Below are 2797 nucleotides of genomic sequence, written 5' to 3'. Positions count from 1 at the left end.
CGCCGCGGACCGCGGAGTCGCACCCGGACGCGGGCCCGGGGCGGGCTTGGACGGTGCGCCCGGCTTGGGTGCGGACCCACCGCCGGACTTGGACGCCGGTGCGGCGTTGTCGCCACCTCCGGCCAGTGCGTGCGCCTCGCGCAGGCGCCGGACGACCGGTGCCTCCAGCGTCGACGACGCGGACTTGACGAACTCTCCCTGATCGCGGAGCTTCGTCAGAAGTTCTTTACTGGTGATACCGAACTCTTTGGCCAGTTCGTGTACCCGGGGCTTGCCTGCCACTGCTCTCCTCACTGCGAGGTCTCACGGCAGGGCTGGCCGCGCGACCTCGGTCTACATTCGATGGACGTTCATCGCTGGAGCTTCACGGTGTGCTCATCGTGTCTGGTCCGTTCCTTTTCTCGTGCTCCCCCGCCGGGCCGAACGGCCGACGGGTGGTGTCGTGCGCGGGGCGCAGGGCCTCGAGCACCTCCGAGACCGCGTCCTGGGACACGTTCCCGGCGACTCGCAGCGACCTGATGAAGGCCTTGCGGTCGAGTGCTGTCGTAATGCACCGCTCATCGTGGTGCACCCAGGCTCCTCGTCCCACCGCCCGCCTACGCGGATCGGGCGAGAGCGACGCCGTCTGCGGATCGTGGACGATCCGCAGCAGCCGGGAGTCGTTATCCCGACGACGGCAACCGACGCAGGTCCGAATGGGACCCTCGTCCTCGGCGGCATCGATCCGCTGGTCTTGACGACCCGGCATACGGCCACCTCGGTCTCTCGCCGCCCGACCCGTGGGGACGGGTGGACGTGAAGTCACTGTGACAACTGATCAGTCTACAGAAGATGGCGTGTCGACACGAACGGCGCGCCCGACCGCGTGGCACCGGCGGCCGACGGGCCTCACTCCGCGTCGCTGTGGATGTCGATCCGCCACTGGGTGAGGCGGTGGGCGAGGCGGGCGTTCTGGCCCTCCTTGCCGATCGCGAGCGAGAGCTGGTAGTCGGGCACGACCACCCGGGCCGCCCTCGCCTGTTCGTCGGCGACGGTAACCGAGATCACCTTGGCCGGCGACAAGGCGTTCCCGACGAACACCGTGGGGTCGTCGTCGTAGTCGACGATGTCGATCTTCTCGCCGTTCAGCTCCGCCATCACGGCACGGACCCGGGCGCCGTTCGGGCCGATGCACGCGCCCTTGGCGTTGAGACCCGAGACGGTGGACTCGACCGCGATCTTCGTGCGGTGCCCGGCCTCCCTGGCGATCGCCGCGATACGCACCGAACCGTCGCCGATCTCGGGAACCTCGAGGGCGAAGAGCCCACGGACGAGATCCGGGTGTGTCCGGGACAGTGACACGGAGGCCCCGTGCGGGCCCTTGTGGACACCCACCACGTGACACTTGATGCGGTCGCCGTGCCGGTAGCTCTCGCCGGGCACCTGCTCGGCCGGGGCGATCGTGCCCTCGGTGCCGCCGTTCTCCGGACCGATGTGGACCACCACGATGCCCCGGGCGTTGGCCCGCGAATCGGACTGGATGACGCCGCTGACGACCTCACCCTCGCGCGTGACGAGATTACCGTAGATGCGATCGGTCTCCGCCTCACGCAGGCGCTGCAGGATGATCTGCCGCGCGGTCGCGGCCGCGACCCGCCCGAAGTCGGAGGGGGTGACGTCGAACTCGCCGATGCGGTTGCCGTCCTCGTCGACCTCTGCTGCCAACACGGCGACGGTGCCGGCCTTGCGGTCCAGCGCGATCCGGGCCACGCGGTGCGCTCCGTCGGTTCGCTTGTAGGCGGTGAGAAGCGCGTTCTCCAGCGTCTGCACCAGATCATCCAGCGGGATCTCGCGCTCCAGGGACAGCATGTTGAGCGCTGCCATGTCGATGTTCAACGGTCTTCTCCTTCTCGCGCGCCACGACCGGGGTCCCCCGGCTCCGACAGCAGGTCCAGCTCGTCCTCCGGGGCGGGCCGGAACTCGACCCGGATCACGGCGTGGGCCACCTGGTCCAACGCCACCGGCTCCACCTTCTTCTCCCGCGCTCCGGACACGAGACGGACCACTCCCGCGCCCTCGTCCAGGTCGCCGACCCGTGCGCGGGCCGGGCCCTTCGCGCCCTGTACGTAGGTGATATCAACCTGGCGCCCACGGGCCCGACGCCAGTGCCTCGGCTGCTCGAGGGGTGCGTCGACCCCACGGCTGGTCACCTCGAGGGTCACCGGTCGGTCGGGCCCGCCCCATCCCTCGGCGAGGGGATCGAGGTCGGTCGACAGATCGGCCAGGTCGTCGAGTGAGACCCCGGCGTCCCCGTCCACGACGATCGTCACGCGCCAGGCGGACGAGCGGGCGTCCTCCCGGATGTCCTCGAGATCGAGGCCGCGGTCGGATACCGCTCTGAGAATGTGGGCCCTGTCGGGCTCGGGGACGATCACTGTGCTCCTGGAGTGCGGGCCGGGGAACCCGTCCGGGACGCGGACGGGCCGCATCACTGTACCGCCTCAACGCCCCCACCTCCGAGCCCTGGCAGGATGTCGGAGTGCCCCATTCCGCCCCCGTGGTCCTCTCCCGCCGTCGATTCGTGGGCGCGGCCGTCTGCGTCACCGGGTTCGCTGTCGCCGGCGGCTGCGGGCTGCCCGCGGTCGTCGACCGTCCGGACCCGCTGATCCCGTTGATCGACGCTGCCACCCGCGACGCCCGCGAGTTGGCGGCTGCGGACGCCACCCACGGGGACCGCGTCGGCGCGTTGCGCCGGATCGCCGACGCCCGTCGGATGCACGCCGACGCGCTCGCGGGACTGACGGACACCGCGGACGAG

Annotated in this window: 5 protein-coding genes; 1 reads left to right on the top strand and 4 read right to left on the bottom strand. The window is 70.4% G+C overall.

All coding sequences use genetic code 11. The annotated features are described in order from the left end of the window. The 4 genes from G6030_RS00670 to G6030_RS00655 form a co-directional block, all read right to left on the bottom strand. On the bottom strand, window positions 1–282 hold a 282-nt coding region (locus G6030_RS00670), incomplete at its 3' end, for a translation initiation factor IF-2 N-terminal domain-containing protein (RefSeq protein ID WP_182641874.1). A gap of 82 nt (window positions 283–364) precedes the next feature. Next, the gene (locus G6030_RS00665; protein WP_182641873.1) at window positions 365–748 is read right to left on the bottom strand and encodes a YlxR family protein; all 384 of its coding nucleotides are present in this window, start codon (window positions 746–748) and stop codon (window positions 365–367) included. Between the two features lie 140 nt (window positions 749–888). After that, entirely contained in the window at window positions 889–1875 is a 987-nt protein-coding gene (nusA, locus tag G6030_RS00660) for a transcription termination factor NusA (protein WP_182641872.1), read from the bottom strand. Beyond that, window positions 1872–2414: a ribosome maturation protein RimP gene (locus tag G6030_RS00655; RefSeq protein WP_109149059.1), complete on the bottom strand. Its 543-nt coding sequence runs from the start codon at window positions 2412–2414 to the stop codon at window positions 1872–1874. The genes nusA and G6030_RS00655 overlap by 4 nt, the downstream gene beginning before the upstream one ends. Before the next feature lie 104 nt (window positions 2415–2518). On the opposite strand from G6030_RS00655, the gene G6030_RS00650 reads away from it, so the two are divergent. Continuing rightward, window positions 2519–2797 (top strand): twin-arginine translocation signal domain-containing protein (locus G6030_RS00650; RefSeq protein ID WP_182641871.1); only part of this gene is annotated, 279 nt, incomplete at its 3' end.

Origin of the sequence: Dietzia sp. E1 (assembly GCF_014145015.1) — a bacterium.
Taxonomy (GTDB): Bacteria; Actinomycetota; Actinomycetes; order Mycobacteriales; family Mycobacteriaceae; genus Dietzia; species Dietzia cinnamea_A.
This window is presented reverse-complemented; position numbering and strand designations above follow the sequence as displayed.